The 16,421-nt window shown below is 61.1% G+C and carries 8 protein-coding genes; 7 read left to right on the top strand and 1 reads right to left on the bottom strand.

Features of this window, described 5'->3' with window-relative positions:
• The first annotated feature begins 103 nt into the window (after positions 1–103).
• The 7 genes from NHF53_RS19940 to NHF53_RS19910 all read left to right on the top strand — a co-directional run bounded on the left by NHF53_RS19940 (position 104) and on the right by NHF53_RS19910 (position 15,022).
• Complete coding sequence (locus NHF53_RS19940; protein WP_252836013.1) at positions 104–3,055, top strand: helicase-related protein; 2,952 nt, start codon at positions 104–106, stop codon at positions 3,053–3,055.
• Between the two features lie 4 nt (positions 3,056–3,059).
• On the top strand, positions 3,060–3,476 hold the full coding sequence (locus NHF53_RS19935) for an RNA-binding S4 domain-containing protein (RefSeq protein WP_252835742.1): 417 nt from the start codon (positions 3,060–3,062) through the stop codon (positions 3,474–3,476).
• Between the two features lie 198 nt (positions 3,477–3,674).
• On the top strand, positions 3,675–4,013 hold the full coding sequence (fdxA, locus tag NHF53_RS19930) for a ferredoxin FdxA (RefSeq protein WP_252835741.1): 339 nt from the start codon (positions 3,675–3,677) through the stop codon (positions 4,011–4,013).
• 387 nt (positions 4,014–4,400) lie between these two features.
• On the top strand, positions 4,401–4,973 hold the full coding sequence (locus tag NHF53_RS19925; RefSeq protein WP_112686364.1) for a CarD family transcriptional regulator: 573 nt from the start codon (positions 4,401–4,403) through the stop codon (positions 4,971–4,973).
• Positions 4,974–5,236: 263 nt separating this feature from the next.
• Positions 5,237–12,754 carry a type I polyketide synthase gene (locus NHF53_RS19920; RefSeq protein ID WP_252835740.1) on the top strand — a complete coding sequence of 2,506 codons (7,518 nt, stop codon included), beginning with the start codon at positions 5,237–5,239 and terminating at the stop codon, positions 12,752–12,754.
• Between the two features lie 42 nt (positions 12,755–12,796).
• Positions 12,797–14,176, top strand: coding sequence for an aminotransferase class I/II-fold pyridoxal phosphate-dependent enzyme (locus NHF53_RS19915; RefSeq protein WP_252835739.1), 1,380 nt, complete (start codon positions 12,797–12,799; stop codon positions 14,174–14,176).
• A 48-nt stretch (positions 14,177–14,224) separates the two neighbouring features.
• Positions 14,225–15,022, top strand: coding sequence for an SDR family oxidoreductase (locus NHF53_RS19910; RefSeq protein WP_252835738.1), 798 nt, complete (start codon positions 14,225–14,227; stop codon positions 15,020–15,022).
• Here the strand turns inward: NHF53_RS19910 and NHF53_RS19905 are convergent.
• Positions 15,009–16,307, bottom strand: coding sequence for a capsule biosynthesis protein (locus NHF53_RS19905; RefSeq protein ID WP_252835737.1), 1,299 nt, complete (start codon positions 16,305–16,307; stop codon positions 15,009–15,011). The genes NHF53_RS19910 and NHF53_RS19905 overlap by 14 nt on opposite strands.
• Positions 16,308–16,421: the final 114 nt, after the last annotated feature.

The following is a 16,421-nucleotide window of genomic DNA, read 5'->3' as shown; positions in this document are numbered from 1 at the left end:
GTTTGCCGGAGATCATCGCCATGTGTGGGCCAGACCGCTTCGGCTGATCGCCTCCATCGGCGACGTCTTCCCCCTATGGAGCAGGAAAGTGACTTCGCAACCCATGATCCTCAGCGGCCGCGGTGTGACCGCGGTGTTGGGACCCACCAATACCGGCAAGACGCATTACGCAATCGAGCGCATGCTTGCGCATGGTTCCGGGATTATCGGCCTGCCGCTCCGGCTGTTGGCGCGAGAAGTCTATGGCAGGGTCGTCGAACGTGTCGGCGCCGCCCAGGTCGCGCTTGTCACTGGAGAAGAAAAGATCGCACCGCCGGGCGCGCGCTTCTCCGTCTGTACCGTCGAGGCAATGCCGCGGGAAACGCGAGCGTCCTTCGTCGCGATTGACGAGGTGCAGCTTGCCGGCGATCTCGAGCGCGGTCACATATTCACTGACAGGTTACTTCATCTGCGTGGTCGGGACGAGACGCTCCTCCTCGGCTCTGGAACCATGAAGCCGATCCTGCTGCAGCTTCTTCCCGGCATCACGGTCGTCGAACGGCCGCGGCTTTCTCAGCTCTTCTATGCGGGACAGAAGAAGATCACGCGCCTGCCGGAGCGGACGGCGATCGTCGCGTTTTCGGCCGACGAGGTTTATGCCATTGCCGAACTGATCCGACGCCAGCGTGGCGGCGCCGCAGTCGTTCTCGGGGCGCTCAGTCCGCGCACCCGCAACGCGCAGGTCGCGCTCTACCAGGAGGGAGAGGTCGAATACCTCGTCGCGACGGATGCCATCGGCATGGGCCTCAATCTCGACGTCGATCACGTCGCTTTCGCCCAGGACCGAAAGTTCGACGGCTATCAGTTTCGCAATCTCAATCCCGGAGAACTCGGACAGATCGCCGGTCGTGCCGGCCGCCATCTGAAAGATGGCACCTTCGGTGTGACAGGGCGTGTGGACCCCCTCGACGACGATTTGGTGGAACGTCTGGAAAGCCACGAGTTCGAGCCGGTCAAGATCCTGCAGTGGCGTACGCCGGATTTCGATTTTGCGTCAATCGACGCGCTGCGACGCAGTCTGGACGCAGCACCGCGCGTAGCGGGACTTACGCGGGCTCTTCCGGCGGTCGATCAACAGGCACTCGAGCATCTTGCACGGTACCCCGAGATCAACGATCTCGCGACCACTCCTGCGCGGGTGGAGCAGCTATGGGAGGTTTGCGCTCTTCCCGACTACCGGCGTATCGCGCCGGCTCAGCACGCCGATCTTGTCGCGAGCCTCTTTTCCGATCTGGTCCGCTATGGCACGGTGGACGAGAACTTCATGGCGGAACAGGTCCGCCGGGCCGATCATACCGACGGCGAGATCGACACGCTTTCCGCACGGATTGCGCAAATCAGAACATGGACCTATGTGTCGAACCGGCCGGGATGGCTTGCCGATCCGACACACTGGCAAGAAAAGACGCGCGAAATCGAAGACCGACTGTCGGACGCGCTACATGAAAGGTTGACGAAACGCTTTGTTGATCGCAGGACATCTGTGCTCATGAAGCGCTTGAGAGAGAATGCGATGCTGGAAGCTGAAATCAGTGTGAATGGCGATGTCTTCGTTGAGGGGCATCACACGGGACAACTCGCAGGGTTCCGCTTTACGCCCTTGGCGGGCATGGAGGGCTCCGATGCGAAGGCTGTTCAGGCGGCGACGCAGAAAGCTCTCGCCCTCGAATTCGAGGCACGGGCTGCGCGACTGCACGCGTGCGGTAACAGTGATCTGGCGATCGGGTCGGATGGCGTCGTGCGCTGGGTCGGCGATCCCGTGGCCCGGCTCGCTGCCGGTGATCATGTGTTGCACCCGTGTGTCATCCTGCTGGCGGACGAGCAACTCACTGGGATTGCCCGGGACCACGTTGCGGCTCGCATCGAGCGTTTCGTCAACCATCACATCTCGACGGTGCTGAAGCCGCTGGACGACTTGTCGCGTGCAGAGGATCTGCAGGGTCTCGCCAAGGGACTGGCGTTCCAGCTGGTCGAGAATCTTGGCGTTCTCTTCCGCCGCGACGTCTCTGACGATGTAAAGTCGCTCGATCAGGATGCGCGCGCGTCGATCCGCCGCTACGGTGTCCGCTTCGGGGCCTATCATATTTTCATGCCGGCGCTCCTGAAGCCTTCTCCGGCGGAACTCATCACGCTCCTCTGGGCGCTGCAGAACGACGGGATGGACAAATCAGGATACGGTGATCTCATTCCCGTGCTCGCGGCAGGTCGGACCTCGGTGGTCACTGATCCGGGCTTTGACAGGACATTCTACAAGCTCGCCGGTTTCCGGTTTCTCGGCAAGCGGGCGGTACGTATCGACATTCTGGAAAGACTTGCGGATCTGATTCGTCCTCTCCTCCAGTGGAAACCCGGCTCGTCTCCGCGTCCGGAAGGCGCCTATGATGGCCGACGCTTCACGACGACGACGGCAATGTTGTCGATTCTCGGCGCGACGCCGGACGACATGGAAGAGATACTGAAGGGTCTCGGCTATCGTGCCGACAGTGTCCCCGCCGAGGAGGCCAAGGCCTTCCTCTCAGGCCAGGACGTGAGCGCGACCCCGGCTGCGGGCGAAGATGCAGGCGCGACGGAATCCTCGGCCGAAGAAGAAGCCTCGGGTGAGGAGCCGACGCCGGAAGGCGCCGAGCCCGTCGCCATTACGACGGAGGCCTCTTCGGAAACCACGATTGAGGGCGCTGATGCGGCCGAACCAAAGAATGTGTTGCTGTGGCGGCCCGGCGGTCGAAACGAGAACCAGCAGAATGCCCGTCCGAAGGGTGGTCGCGCCGCGTCTGAAGAGCGCCGCGACGGTCGCCGCCCGGGAGCATCGGCCGAGGGCAAGAACCACGGCAACGGAGCGAAACGCGGGGATCGCCAGGACCGCGGTGAACGCAAGGAGCGTCCGCAAAGGGGTGAACGGGACGGTAAGCCGCAGACTGCACGGTTTGAGGCGAAGCCTCCTCGCAAGGAGAAGCCGATCGATCCCGACTCGCCCTTCGCCAAACTGGCAGCGCTCAAGGAGCAGATGAAGAAATAAGGCGATGACTGAGGAAAAACAGCCGCCGTCGGATTCGCGTCAGCGCCTCGACAAGTGGCTGTTTTTCGCACGTATGGCGAAATCTCGCTCGATCGCCCAGCGTCGAATCGCGGCCGGAGACGTCCGCGTGAACGACCAGAAGATACTTCAGGCGAGCCATACGGTGAGAGCCGGTGATCGGGTCGTTCTGGTCGCTGGCGCGCGCAGCCGGATCCTTGTGGTGAAGGCTGCCGGGGTCCGGCGTGGACCCTATGAGGAGGCCCGGCAACTCTACGACGATGTCACACCTGCCGAGCCGGAGTCCCAGCTTTCGAACTCGTTCGACCAGGCCGTCCGCAGGGCAGGAACGGGTCGCCCGACCAAGAAGGAACGTCGGGTGCTCGACGAGTTGCGTTCGGACGGCGACTGGTGGAGCGATTAGAAGATCGATCCCCGATGCGGCATATTGTCGGAAGGTTTATTCTTGCATTCGCCGAAATTACCCATTAGCTGACTTGCCAGTCCCGCAGACACCATGAGGGCATTCCCTCGGTCTGTCTCCCGTGTTTTGCCTGTTCGTACCTGTGGTCGGCCGCAGCCCTCCACGGCATCGAGAACGAAAGATTTCTGGAGTGCCGCAATGACATACATTGTCACCGACAATTGTATCCGCTGCAAATATACCGATTGCGTCGAGGTCTGCCCTGTGGACTGCTTCTACGAGGGTGAGAACTTCCTGGTCATCCATCCGGACGAATGCATCGACTGCGGCGTTTGCGAGCCCGAATGTCCCGCCGAGGCCATTAAGCCGGACACCGAGCCAGGGCTCGATCACTGGCTGAAGATCAATACGGAGTTCGCGCAGATCTGGCCGAACATCACCAGCAAGCGTGACCCCTTGCCTGAGGCGAAGGAAATGGATGGCGTTCCTGGAAAGTACGAAAAGTACTTTTCTCCGAAGCCAGGTCAGGGTGACTGACCCACTTCGCAGGCCTCTACCGGAAGGCTTTCTTCCGCTGAGCTAAGGCATTCGAGGGAAAGGAAAACTTTCCCTTTGCAGCTATTGCAGAGCGGCTGCAGCAAAATATTGATTTATTCATCTTTTTGTGTTAGTTTCCGCACACTGATCCATGTTGCGGCATTGCTATGCCCTGAGCCATCACGAAAGCAAACACCAAATCAAGCGCGGTTCCCGTGACATAAGCGGCAGTTTGTTTGCCGCGTCGCAGTCGCGATGGAGGGTTTTGTTTGCGCCTTGGCCCACAGGATTGGTGTGGAATGACCCGACGGCTTCCCCCGTCTCATCCGGGCCTGACCGACCCGGCTCCGGCATTGCCGGGAGCTCAACAGGGAGTTTTTGATTCGAATGACAATCCAGCAGAAAAAATCTTCAACGCGCCAGGGTTTCAAGACCGGCGAGTCGATCGTCTATCCCGCGCATGGCGTCGGTACCATCACCGCAATCGAAGAGCAAGAAGTCGCCGGCATGAAGCTCGAGCTTTTTGTGATCGATTTCGAGAAGGATAAGATGCGGCTGAAGGTGCCTGTCGGCAAGGCTGTCAGCATCGGCATGCGCAAGCTGTCGGAGACGGATTTCGTTGATCGTGCGTTGAAGGTCGTGCAGGGCAAGGCTCGTGTAAAGCGTACCATGTGGTCGCGCCGCGCGCAGGAGTATGATGCCAAGATCAACTCGGGCGACCTGATCTCGATCGCGGAGGTCGTGCGCGATCTTTATCGTGCCGAAAACCAGCCGGAGCAGTCCTACTCCGAGCGGCAGCTTTACGAGGCTGCGCTCGATCGGATGGCTCGCGAGATCGCTGCAGTCAACAAGATGTCGGAGACTGAGGCGGTGCGCCTCGTCGAGGTCAACCTGGCCAAGGGTCCGAAGCGTGGCAAGGTCGTGGATGACGAGGACGCCCAGGAAGAAGAGGCTGCTTGATCCGCAACGCTTTGCGGAGCATGCTCTGTCGACAAGAACCTCCGGTATCAACCGGAGGTTTTTTTGTTGCTGATGGAGGTCGAGGTTGGTTTTGCGGGGAAAACGGCCGGATGGACTGGTTAGGCCACTACTTGCTTCGTCAATTGACCTTCAGAGGCAATGGCGGATTGACGCCCTTTCCTCGCTTGTCTAAGTGCTAGGGAAAATCCCGTGCCAAGTGCCACGGGCAGTTGTGCTGAAACTATCAGATCTGCGATGTTTAGATGACGGTAGAAGTAATCGGGCGTGCATGCGCCGCACCTGGGGCAAATTCGCCTGAGGAACTATTCGAGTTGATGCGCGCCAAGACATGCTCCGTGACGAGCATACCGGGCGACCGCTGGGATATCGCGCGCTTTTGGCATCCTGAAATGGGCATGGCTGGCAAGTCCTACACGTTTGCCGCCGGCGTCCTCGACGACATCTACAACTTCGACCCGACACTGTTTGGCATCTCCAAGCGCGAAGCAGTTTTCATGGATCCGCAGCAGCGGCTGCTGCTTGAGGTCACATGGCGAGCTTTGGAGGATGCCAATATCCCCGTGAGCAAGATTCAGGGAGAGAGGGTCGCCGTCTTCGTTGGTGCATCCAGTCTCGACCACGCCAATCTTTCTGTCGAGGATCCGGCGGCTCCCGGCCCCTACTTCATGACCGGCAATACGCTTTCGGTCGTCGCCAACCGTATCTCTCACGTATTCGGCCTGAACGGACCGAGCCTCTCGGTCGATACCGCCTGTTCGTCGTCGCTGGTGGCTCTCGATCAGGCGGTCAAAGCGCTTGAATTGGGTGAGGTCGACACGGCGATCGTCGGCGGGGTCAATGTTCTCGTTCATCCTTTGCCCTTCGTTGGCTTTGCGCAGGCACGCATGTTGGCGATGGACGGTCTCTGCAAGGCCTATGACGACGACGGAATCGGCTACGTCCGTGCCGAGGGGGCCGCCGCCGTCGTCCTGAGGCGGTCCGACAGGGTGCGCAGGGAAGGTGACCGCAGCCACGCCACCATCGTGGCAACAGGCACCAATGCCGCCGGTCGCACCAATGGGATCTCTCTTCCGTCGCGGGAGGCGCAGGTCGAACTGCTGAAGGCGGTCTACGACGACAATGGCATCGATCCGAACGACGTCGTCTTCATCGAGGGGCACGGCACCGGCACAAAGGTCGGCGACCCGGCAGAAGTCTGGTCCCTCGGCCAGGTCATTGGCAAGCGTCGCCGGCAGCCGATCCCGATCGGATCGATCAAGTCCAACATTGGTCATACTGAACCGGCCTCCGGTCTCCTTGGCATGATGAAGGCGATGCTGGCGCTGGAGAACAACTATCTTCCGGCCTCGTTGCATTTCAACAAGCCGAACGAGGACATCGACTTTGAGGGATTGAACGTTCGGGTGGCCAAAGAGCCGATTCTGCTCGAGAAGAGTGACCGTCCGCGTCTCGCCGGCGTCAATTCATTCGGCTTCGGCGGTGCGAACGCCCATGTCGTCATTTCGGACCCCCAGACCGTCGCGGAACAGCGTGCGAGTGGCGATCAGCACGAGAGTCCCGTCTTTATGGCCTCAGCCCATACGGTCGAGAGCCTGAGAGGTCTCCTTGAAGGTTACCGCGAACGGCTTGACGAGGCCCCGAGCGCGGCGGAGAAGAAGGCAATTATCGCTGCCGCGGGTGCGAACAGGAGCGCGATGCGGCACCGCTTCGTCATGCGTGGCTCCCCCGAAAGCGTTTCGACGACGATCTCCTCCTATCTGGCGGGCGCCGGTCGCGGTCTGGCTGAAATCGGCGAAACGACGTCGCGCGACCCGAAAGTCGCATTGGTGTTTTCGGGCAACGGTGCTCAGTGGGCGGGCATGGGCCTTGAGGCGTTGCGGCGCAACGAGGTGTTCCGTAACACATTCTCGACAGTCTCACGATTGTTCCACGCCTATTCGCAGGTCGACCTGCTCGACGTGCTTTCCGATCCGGCGCTTGCAGACAAGCTGGGTGACACCAAGATCGCCCAGCCATTGCTGTTTGCAATTCAGGTCGCGCTGTTCGATGCGCTGGCCGCTCTTGGCCTGGATGCAAAGGCCGTGCTCGGCCACTCCGTCGGCGAGGTGGCGGCGGCTTACGCGGCGGGTGCCTTGACGATCGAGGATGCCGTCACGGTCATTGCCAAGCGTTCGCTTCATCAGGACGTGCTGGCGGGCGAAGGCACAATGGCGGCCGTGAAACTCGGCGAACAGGCTACGTTCGACCTCATTGAATCCCTGGAGCTTGACGGCATTACCGTGGCTGCTGTCAACGCTCACAACTCAGTGACCGTATCCGGCACCTATGAGCAGGTGAAGACCCTGAGAGAAAAGGCGCGCAAGCGCAAGGTCGCGGTTCAACCACTCGATATCAACTACCCCTTCCACCACCCGCTCATCGACCGTGCGCGCGATGCGTTTCTCGCAGACATGCCGGCGATCTCTCCCCGGTCGTCGGCGACGGCGTTCATCTCGACCGTGACAGGAACGGTCCTGGACGGTGCCTCGCTCACGCCGGAATACTGGTGGCGCAACGTTCGCCAGCCGGTGAAGTTCATGCATGCCGTCGAGGAGGCGACTGCGCAGGGCTGTACCGTGTTCGTTGAGGTTTCGCCGCGCGCTATTCTCGGCGGCTATGTCGGTGACATTGCCAAGAACCGATCGGCTTCGGTGAGCATCGTCCCGACACTTTCGCGCGATGATCACGAACTCGACGCCGATCCGGTCTTCCAGTCGATGGCGCGTGCGATAGCGAGTGGAGCCGCTTTCGATGAAGAACGCGTTTTCGGACGGCGAAATGCATTTGTCTCTCTCCCGGCTCTTCCCTTCGAAAAGATTGAGCTTCGTCCCGACCGGACCAGCGACCGTGCGGATATCTACGGTCGTGATAGCGAATATGGCTATACGCTCGCCGGCTGGCGCATCGATCTCAACGGAGGTTCCTGGAAGAACCACGTTGACGCTCATCTCTTCCCCGACCTTGCCGAGCATGTCGTAGACGGCCGCGCAATCATGCCCGGAAGCGGTTTCATAGAAATTGCGCTTTCTGCCGCACGGCAATTCTACCATCACGATCAAGTGGAGATCTCCAACCTGGAGATCGTGCGTCCGCTCGAACTCAGCCGGCACCGTCTGCTCGAATTGTCGACGATCATATCGCCGGAAACCGGCGATCTCGAAATTCGCTCACGGGAGCGGCTGAGCGAGGACGACTGGTCGGTGCACGCCGTGGCGCGCAGTCGTAAACTTACAGCAGCCGAACTGACGCCAGCGCCGGGGTTTGAAATCGGCGCGGCGACTGTCGAGATCGAACCGGCCAAGGCTTATCGCATCGCCTCCAACTTCGGGCTCGACTACGGTCCGACTTTCCAGCTCATGGCACAGGCCGTCTGCCACGGCGAGCGCCTGATCGAGGTTACCCTCAAGGAGGCCGTAAAGCCGGCGCACCCGTGTTTGCGCTACAACTTGAATCCGGTATCGGTCGATGCAGTCTTCCACGGTCTGGTCGCACTCTTCGACCGGTTCAGCGGAGATCACGGTGGCGCGCCATACATTCCGGTCCGTTTCGGAGCGATCCGCGTGACGGCAACCGAAAAGCCGCTTCGCCGGGCCGTCATCGAAATCGAGCGATTGAGCCCGACGTCGATTAAGGCGAAGTTCCACTTGTTCGATGAGGACGGCGGACGCATCGCGACTTTCGAGGATTGCCGTTTCCGGCGCACCTATCTGAAGCAGCGCAAGACGCTGAATGCGCTGTCCTTCCATTACGAAACCCTCCCTGCGGAAGGGCGACAGGGTCTGCCGGCATTCGCCGAGACAATGACCGGCAAGGCCTTCTTTGCCGACGCAGTCGACAGTGCTCTCGATAACGAGACATTCCTTTTCAACGCGGCCGTCTTCCGCGCCATGCACGACATTCTGTCGATTGTTGGCAAGGGAAAGCAAAGGATCGTCGCGTCCGATTTGCCGGAGGACTCGTGTCTTCGTCCGTTCTTGTTCAATGGCCTGCATCTGCTTACTGATGCCGGCTTTGCGGAACAGGGAGAAGACGGATGGCAGCTTGCCAACGAGTGCTCCTTGCCGCCGGTCAGTGAAATTCTGGGTGAGCTCTATGCGAGCGCGCCGGATCGTGCGGTCGAGGCCGTGCTGATCAACGACTGCTATCGCGAAGCTCTCGATCGCCTCGGCGCGGCGCGGGAAGTCTCCGGCGACGAAGCCGGAAAAGCAGACCGCTTCATCAGCGAAGCGACGCTTGAGCATTTGGCGATCCATTCGGTTGCGGCGCGAAACCGCACCGCTATGCTCGTTGATGCCCTGCAAAATGCCCTGGCAGGCGACGGCAGCGCCGCGCGCATTCTGGAGCTTGGAAGCACCTCGCCGCATCTGACGCGCAGACTCGCCGAGATTGCGGAAGCGAAGAATGCGATGCTCGTCGTTTGCGAGCCGGACAATGGTCTGCGGCACCGCCTTGAGCTCGCCTTCGAAAATGATCCCCGTGTGACGGTCCTTGATAGGCTGGAAACAGAGCTTGCGGCCGACATTGTCGTGAGTGCGAGCGATCGGCTGCGCGAGCTCATTGAAAACGATGTGAGTAAACTTCCGTCGACGTGGCTGGCGAGTTCCGGCATCCTCCTGGCGGCCGTCAGCGCGCCGGGCGTTTTTCAGGATTTCGTCTACGGCCTGAGCGAAGGCTGGTTCTCCCGAAGCAAGTCGGAAGAATTCCCCGTCAGCTCCCTTCCTTCGACGCCCGAGTGGTCGGAGCTCCTCGAGCAGCATGGCTATGCCAACGCCAACGTTCGCCAATGTGACCTGACCGGGGGCAGCCTCATCCTGATCGAGGCGCGCGCCGGCCAGGGGGCGTTCGCGGAACCCGTCATCGAGGCTTCGGCAGTGGTCGAGCCCTTCCGGCCGATCGTGCTGGTTCATGGCGGTGACGTAGACGGCAGCATGCTCACCGATGCCGCCAAGGCGGCGGGCTTCTCGCGCACGCAGCCATTTGGTGCGACCGGGGATCTGGCAATCGACAAGGCAGCCTTCCTGGACATATTCGTCCGCGACGGCGGGGCTACCGAAAAGATCGTGTTCCTGAGCCCGCGGCATCTGCCGGCCGAGGATGCTTCTCGCGAGTTGCAGCGCCGCGTGCTGGTGTTGAGCGCACTCGCGCTGGCGCAGGCGGAATACCGAAATACCGCGCCGCAAGGCCAAAGGTTCCGTCTGGTCGTCGCTGCGCCGGGCGGCTCGCCGGCGGTTGGGTCGTCGTCCGGCGATCGGCCGGCCGATCCGGTCAATGCCGGCCTGTGGGTGTTCCTGCGTGTCCTGCGTAACGAATTCGACTTCCTTGATGTGGAGTGTGTCGACACGATCGCCGGAAGTGATGAGTTGGGGGCGATGCTCGAGGCTGCGCACCGGGTATCCGAGAGCAGCGGACGCAACAGGGAATGGAGAATCGAAGTTGACGGTAGGTTCTCGGAGATTCGTGCCGTGCCGGGCGCCGCACCCCATGTCTTCGGCGTTACAAGTGATTTCCGTGCAGCGATGATCCGTCAGCAAGTACCCTCACAGGTTGCGAGCATACGGTGGGAAAGCTGTGAGCGGCCGGAAGTCCGGCCGGACGAGGTGCTTGTCGAAGTTGCTGCGACGGGACTCAACTTCCGCGATGTCATGTGGGCGATGGGCCTGTTGCCGGAGGAGGCGCTGGAAGACGGCTTTGCCGGCGCTTCGATCGGGATGGAGTTCTCCGGCCGGGTGGTCGGGGTTGGCAGCGCGGTGGACGATCTTGCGATCGGCGACCCGGTGATGGCGATTGCCGCGTCGGCATTCTCTACTCACGTCCCGGTGAAGCGGACTGGTGTTGCAAAACTGCCGGCGGGTATCGACCCGGTTGCTGCGGCATCCATTCCGGTGGTCTTCCTTACCGCCTATTACGCGATTATCGAGCTCGGCCGCGCACGGCCTGGTGAAACGATCCTGATCCATGGCGCTGCCGGCGGCGTTGGCCTTGCAGCTTTGCAGGTCGCCAAGCATGCCGGCCTCAAGGTGATCGCAACCGCGGGAACCGAGGAGAAGCGTCGGTTCGTCGAGATGCTCGGCGCCGACCACGTCTTTGATTCACGCACCCTGAGCTTTGTCGGCGAAGTTCTCGATGTGACCGGCGGGGAGGGGGTGGATCTCGTTCTGAACTCGCTCTTCGGCGAGGCGATGGAAAAGAGCCTGTCGCTCGTCAAGCCATTCGGGCGGTTCCTCGAGCTCGGCAAGCGTGACTACTATTCCGACAGCAAGATCGGTCTTCGCCCCTTCCGGCGCAACGTCAGCTATTTCGGCATCGATGCGGACCAGTTGCTGGTCCTTCATCCGGAGCTTTCTCGCCGTATGTTGACGGAGATCGGCGCGCTCTTCGAGGAGGGTGTCTTCTCGCCGCTTCCATATCGCGCCTTCGATCACGATGAGATCGGCGACGCGTTCCGCTTGATGCAGAACGCCGGACATATCGGCAAGATTGTCGTGCTTCCGCCGAAAGCAGGTGTTGACCAGGTCGCCGCGAAGCCACCGAGGACGATGAAGGTCGATCCGCAAGGCGTTCACCTCGTCGTCGGCGGCATTGGTGGTTTCGGCCTCGTCGCAGCCGAATGGCTGGTGGAAAAGGGCGCACGGACAATCGCGCTCTGCTCGCGCAGGGGGACGGCCGACGACGCTACAGCGGCCGCTATCTCTCGTTGGGAACGGAACGGTGTCGATGTCAGGCTTTTCGCCTGCGACGTTACCCGTGAGGCCGATGTGCGGGCGATGCTCACTGATTTGCGCCAGACTGCCCCGCTGAAGACGGTCATCCATGCCGCAATGGTGCTGGACGATGCTCTCATCGGCAATCTCAACGAAGAGCGGAACCGTCCTGTCATCGACGTGAAGGCAAAGGGTGCGGCGATTCTTGATGTCGAGACCCGATCGGACACGCTTGACAACTTCATCCTGTTCTCCTCCGTGACGACCCTTGTCGGAAATCCCGGCCAGGCGAACTACGTTGCGGCCAACGGCTTCCTGGAGGGGCTTGCGCGGGCACGTCGGGCGGAAGGACTGCCGGCACTCGCCGTCGGTTTCGGCGCAATTGCGGACGCTGGTTACTTGGCGCGCAATACCGATGTCGGCCAGCGGCTGGACCGGCGGCTCGGCAAGACGGCGATCAACGCGCGTGACGCCCTGAACGCGGTCGAGGAATACATCGGCAGCGCTCCCGATACGGTCGACGCTGCCGTGGTCATGATCTCCGAATTCGACTGGGCCGCCGCGCATAATCTCGCGGTGGTCAATGAAGCTCTCTTCGACGTGGTCATGCGCAAGGCCGCTCATCACGCGAGCGGGACCGAGGGTGGTGATATCGATCTCGTCGCGATGATCGAAGGCAAATCGCCTGCTGAAGCACAGGATCTGCTGTTCGATATTCTCGCTTCTGAGATCGCCACGATTCTCAGAGTCTCGCGCGAGAGCGTCCTCAAGGAGAGCGTCCTCAAGGATATCGGCCTCGATAGCCTGATGGCCGTTGAACTCGGTTTGAACTTCGAACAGAATACCGGCTTCGACATGCCGCTCAGCAGCCTAGCCGACAATGCCACTGTTGGCGACATCACGCGCCGCCTTTACGAGAAGGTGAAGGCACGAAACGGAACGGAAGAGGCCGATGTGGACGTCTCGGCGGAGACACGTATTGTCGATGAACTGAGCCGCCGGCACGCCGGAGCGGAATAGCGGCGAGCCGGCCGCCGGTCGAGTGCGTGGAGTTATGGACTGATGGACGAAAGCAAGCGGCAGAATATCCTCAACAGGATGAAAAGCCTGCAGAAGAACGTTGACCAGGGGCGCGTTTCCCGAACGGAACAAGCCCTCAGTTCGCTGCCTCGCCGCAAGCAACCTGGGTTCGTTGACTTGCCGGAGTACAAGCAGGTCGTCATGCAGCAGCGTGCCAGCGAATATCTCGGGATGGAGAATCCGTTCTATCGGGCCCACGAGGGCGCGAGCGGTGCGACGGCGAGCATCGGCGGGCGTACGTTCGATAATTTTGCCTCCTATGATTATCTCGGTCTTAACCGGCATGCGGATGTGCTCGGTGCGGCCGAACGTTCGATCCGGCAATTCGGCATTTCCGCGTCGGCAAGCCGGCTGGTGGCCGGAGAGCGCACGATCCACCATGAGCTGGAGACGGCTATTGCCGAGAATTACGGCACGGAAGCCGCAATTTGCTTCGTGAGTGGTTATCTCACTAACGTGGCGGCCATCAGCTGCCTCATGGGGCCGCGCGATCTGGTGATCCATGACGAGTTCATGCACAACAGTGGGCTCGCAGGCGTGAAGCTGTCGGGGGCGACTCGTCGCTTCTTCAAGCACAACGACGTTGCCGACCTGGAGCGTGTCCTGAAGTCGCTCGCCGACCAGTATGAACGGATACTCGTGATCGCCGAAGGCATCTACTCGATGGATGGCGACGTCGCGGACCTTCCCGGTCTCTTGCGCCTCAAGGAACAATACGGTTTCTGGCTGATGCTCGACGAGGCCCATTCGCTCGGTGTGCTCGGGGACCGTGGTCGAGGCGTGTTCGAGCACTATGGCGTCGACCCGACTTCCGTCGACATCTGGATGGGAACGCTCTCGAAGACGACATGCAGCTGCGGTGGTTACATTGCAGGCAGCGAGGCTTTGGTCACCCTGCTCAAGGCCCAGGCCGGTGGCTTCGTCTACAGTGTCGGCCTTGCTCCGGTTCTTGCCGGTGCGGCCATCGCCAGCCTCGGGGTCCTGAGGGCCGAACCGCAACGAACGCGGGATCTTCGACGGAACAGCCAGCTGTTCCTCGAACTGGCCCGAAAGCGCGGGCTCGATACGGGGTTGAGCCAAGGCTATTCGGTGGTTCCTGTGTTGGTTGCGGATTCGCTTCGTGCCGTACAGCTGTCGAATGAGCTGTATGAAGCCGGCGTCAATGTCTTGCCCATCATTCATCCGGCGGTGCCCGAAGGATTGGCTCGGCTGCGCTTCTTCATCACAAGCGCACACACAGAAGATCAGATCGCCCGTTCAGTTGATCTGACGGCGACCATCCTCGAGAGACTGAAGCAGCAGAATTTCGGGCTAGCGTCGGTGGATGTCGGCCAGTTGATGGCGAAGCTCGGCAAAGCCTGACGCTGCATCTCGGGGCCGCGTTTGGCAGGCTTGAGGATCGAAAGGCCGATGGTTCACGTCATCATAACAGGTGGATCGAGTGGCATAGGGCTTGCCGTCGCGCGCTGCTATCTGCAGCGGGGGAGTGCCGTCACCCTTGTCGGTCGAGATGCCGCCAGACTGACCGCAGCGCGGGAGCGTCTATGCGCCGAAACCGGTTGCCCGCACGAGTGCATTCATCTGGGGCAGGCGGATGTTGCCGACGAAATCCAGCTTGAGAACGTGATCGCGGCGGCAGAGGCAACACACGGTGCGTGCGATATCCTGGTTGCGTCGGCGGGTGTCGTCGCGCCGGCGGAGTTCCACCTGCAAGAGGCGCAGGATTTCCGACGGCAGATCGACACGAACCTGGTCGGGGCGGTCAACGCCGTCAGGGCGGTCTATGCCGGGATGAAGGCGCGCGGGCAGGGCAAGATCCTTCTGGTGTCCTCTGGAGCTGCACTCATCGGCATCTTCGGCTATGCCGCCTATTGTGCTTCAAAGGCGGCCCTCCTCGGCTTCGTCGAGGCGTTGCGCCTTGAGGCTGCGGCTCACGGGATCGACGTCTCGATCTGCTTTCCGCCAGACACCGATACGCCCCAACTTGCCGCCGAGCGCCTGGTGCGTCCCGCTGAGGCAGAAGCGATGATGAAGGCCGGCGGTGCCTGGAGTGCGGAGGCCGTCGCCGCGAGGATCGTCCGGGCGCTGGACCGAAATGAGCGTACGGTCTATTTCACCACGACCATCTTCCTGCTCGGCCGTTTCGGCTCGGTCGTGCGACCGTTCGTTTACTGGTGGTTCGAGCGCAAGCGAGTCAGGGTGCGGTGACCGGCGCCCGTTCCAGTTCCGGCTGGTAGCGGTAGGCGTTTGCGATTGCAGATGGCCGCTCGAGGGCGGGGGAGGGCGCAAGAATGCGCTCCACGACATTGCGCGCTCCGATAGCGATTGCTTCCGCGTCGAGAAAACCGCCGCGAACCTGGGTTGTCGCGACGAGTGCTTTTGCAAGCACCTCAGGCATTCCGGCTTGCGGCGCCTGCGGTGCTTGCCAGAAGCTTGCTAGGCTGTCCTGATGGGTGACGCCGGCAATGTCGTAGATCGCGGCACCGAGAGTAATCACTGGCTTGCCTGCCATGACAGCCGAAAGGCCGACGGTCGAATTCACCGTCACAATTCCGGCCGCGCTGGTAATCAGCTTTTCGAGGTCACCGCCATCGATGACGTCGACGCGATTGTCGACACCATAACGCTTGGCTTCTCCGGCGATGAACCCGGTCCATCCGCTCAGTCCGTTGTCGATCGGATGGATCTTGAACAGCAGCCGTGCTTCAAGTGGCGCCTCACGCGCGAAAGATGCGATCGTTGCGGCTACGATCTCGAAATGGTCGCCGAACGGGGCATGGATTCGGATCTGGTAGTCCCCGGGCAGTTGTAGCGGAAACAGGAAATACCGAGGTGGCGACGTTTCCTTTGGCAGATAGCCCCGCTGCACTTCCTGTGCCTGCCTGCGCCGACGGCCGGAGGTCAGTCCCTTTCTGATCCAACCGGCGTATTCCACCGCCGGGTGGACAGGCCCGTGCGTCCGGTAATGGGGATGAAGCAGCCAACCCAGCAGGACGTTGGGGATATGGTAGGCAAGGTCGTAGAGCGCATAGGTGAGAAAACTGCTGCTGAAGTGGCTGCGCAGGTCCACGGCTGGCATGCCATCGGCAAGTGCACGAAGCGCGGAGGCGTCACGCGGAAACCAGGAGCGTCCGGACATGCCTTCCGGCTCTATGGTGAGCCAGTCGGGGCGGAGATAGCCGTGTTCCAGAATGTGCACCCTGGCACCCGCCTCGCGTGCGGCCTCCACCGCGGCGGCGTGCTTCGGGCGGCCATCCCCGAGCATCAGTATATCGGTGATGCCGTTACGACGAAGATAGTCACGAAGGAAGCCAGGCCAATCCTCGCTCGGGCCGGTAAACCAGTCAGCCTTTCGTGGCCACCAGAAGACAGCGTCTCCCAGGCAGAAATTGATCTTGAAGACGCGCGCGCCGAGAGCTTCCGCCTGTCTAGCGACCCCCTTGAGGAACGGTGAGGCAGGTCCCTGCAGAATGAGGAGTGTCAAACGGTGCATGATCCCGACCTGCAAGCTTGTTCGTCCTTGACCGGCCTCTTATAGTCACCTAACGAGAGCGATAAAAGCTCGGTTTCAGCGGATAAGACGTAATGGTATCGCATATTTCCAGCC

The organism is Ciceribacter sp. RN22 (assembly GCF_024054295.1).
Lineage (GTDB): Bacteria > Pseudomonadota > Alphaproteobacteria > Rhizobiales > Rhizobiaceae > Allorhizobium > Allorhizobium lividum.
This window is presented reverse-complemented; position numbering and strand designations above follow the sequence as displayed.

Coding starts and splice junctions, on each gene's coding strand:
- NHF53_RS19940 (WP_252836013.1), top strand. CDS start 104: ATGATCCTCAGCGGCCGCGGTGTGACCGCGGTGTTGGGACCCACCAAT.
- NHF53_RS19935 (WP_252835742.1), top strand. CDS start 3,060: ATGACTGAGGAAAAACAGCCGCCGTCGGATTCGCGTCAGCGCCTCGAC.
- fdxA (WP_252835741.1), top strand. CDS start 3,675: ATGACATACATTGTCACCGACAATTGTATCCGCTGCAAATATACCGAT.
- NHF53_RS19925 (WP_112686364.1), top strand. CDS start 4,401: ATGACAATCCAGCAGAAAAAATCTTCAACGCGCCAGGGTTTCAAGACC.
- NHF53_RS19920 (WP_252835740.1), top strand. CDS start 5,237: ATGACGGTAGAAGTAATCGGGCGTGCATGCGCCGCACCTGGGGCAAAT.
- NHF53_RS19915 (WP_252835739.1), top strand. CDS start 12,797: ATGGACGAAAGCAAGCGGCAGAATATCCTCAACAGGATGAAAAGCCTG.
- NHF53_RS19910 (WP_252835738.1), top strand. CDS start 14,225: ATGGTTCACGTCATCATAACAGGTGGATCGAGTGGCATAGGGCTTGCC.
- NHF53_RS19905 (WP_252835737.1), bottom strand. CDS start 16,307: ATGCACCGTTTGACACTCCTCATTCTGCAGGGACCTGCCTCACCGTTC.